Below are 1,579 nucleotides of genomic sequence, written 5' to 3'. Positions count from 1 at the left end.
ATACGCTCCGAGAAGAGATCGGCGACGATATCGCAGCCGAGCTCGACGAAGTCCTCGCACACGCTGAAGAGATTTCCAACAGCAACGAATACCTCAGTATCGTCGAGATCATGCTCATCCTCGCAGCCCGCAACGAGATCCTCCTCTACGACATCTCGAAATGGGGAGAGGATACAGGTATCGCTTCGAAAGCAACCTTCTCACGGGCCAAATCAGCACTCGAAGATGCTGGCCTCATCGAGACTGAAAAAGTCCCACTAGACATCGGTCGCCCCCGACTTCGCCTTATCGCAACCGACAAGCTCGCGACAGCAGACCTGAAAACACTCTCCACCGAGATCCGGTCTCCGCTGTAGCATCCGCCCCACGATAGCCACCGACTATCGAGACGGATATACGGTACTTCTCCGACTCAAGCGTGAGATGAAGCATTCAAAAGCACTGCGTAGAGGGTGTGAAACATATTCTATGACACGCAGTCACCAGATCAGTAGTATTTCAAAACTCGAATACGAAAATTGCGACATGTACGATCTCACTGGCTTTCAACGCGATCTGCTATACGTAGTTGCCGGACTTGACGACCCCCACGGACTCGCGATCAAAGACGAGCTCGAGGACTACTACGAAAAGGAAATCCATCATGGTCGGCTCTATCCCAACCTCGACACGCTCGTTGAGAAGGGACTCATCGAAAAAAGTCAGCGGGACCGACGGACCAACGAGTACAGCACTACTCGCCGGGGCACTAGAGAAATCGAAGCTCGGACTGAATGGGAAGCCGGGTATATTGACCACGACGATTGATCGAACCGCTGCGTTCGAGGACTGTTTGACTCTAGTATTTGGCCCTCTTCTCGCGTGAGCTCCACATAGCATCACTAGACATCGTAGAAAGAGTATTTTGGATTAATATTATGGTTAAGGTTAAGATTAACCCATATCGTTCCAATTGCCGAGCTATACTTGGGATCTGTTCGAGAAGGGCATCAGCCGGGCAGTAGCTCAGACAGGTAACGGACAGTTTTCTAGGTCTCGTCGATGACGACACCGACGACGAGTAGTACCGCATTAGCCACGCTCGATGTTGCCGTCATGGATGCTATCTGTTTCTTTGCTCTTGTTAGGTTTTTCCCTAACACTTATCGGAACAGGGTGCGTCGACACGTGTGTGGATGAGCGATGATGTCACCGTACTCGAAGACGAAACTGAAGCCTACGCCGATGGCACCGTTGCGCGGGTACGCGTGCTTTCGGTCCCGATCTCAGACCGGTTCGAGGACGGGATCAAGTACGCCTACCACTACGGCGAAGCCGGCGCAGATGATCCGATCATCCGGTTCGACAACCACCACGGTGTCCACGAACTCCACCTCGGCGGTGAGACCTTCGAGATCGACTACCCCGGCCTTGCGGAGATCTTCCGCGCCTGGCGGGCGGCGCTCCCAGAAGAGAAGCGCGACGATTGGTAGCCCGTTCAACTACGGTGACTGACGTACAGACCCGCGACCAATCACAACCGACCATCTCACGCCCCACCACCCATGACCAAGACACTCCACGTTCAGATCAAGTCCGC

Annotated in this window: 3 protein-coding genes; all 3 read left to right on the top strand. The window is 53.8% G+C overall.

Annotated features, from left to right (window positions below; all coding sequences use genetic code 11):
• Positions 1-356: DUF5821 family protein (locus tag EXE42_RS20275; protein WP_241988403.1), on the top strand; the 356-nt coding region annotated here is incomplete at its 5' end.
• Between the two features lie 169 nt (positions 357-525).
• On the top strand, positions 526-807 hold the full coding sequence (locus EXE42_RS14970; RefSeq protein ID WP_137706845.1) for a helix-turn-helix transcriptional regulator: 282 nt from the start codon (positions 526-528) through the stop codon (positions 805-807).
• Between the two features lie 368 nt (positions 808-1,175).
• A complete protein-coding gene (locus EXE42_RS14965; protein ID WP_137706844.1) occupies positions 1,176-1,472 on the top strand; it encodes a DUF6516 family protein in 297 nt (98 codons plus the stop codon).
• Positions 1,473-1,579 lie beyond the last annotated feature (107 nt).

It is taken from the genome of Halorubrum sp. SP3, assembly GCF_005435195.1.
In the GTDB taxonomy this organism is placed as follows: Archaea; Halobacteriota; Halobacteria; order Halobacteriales; family Haloferacaceae; genus Halorubrum; species Halorubrum sodomense.
This window is presented reverse-complemented; position numbering and strand designations above follow the sequence as displayed.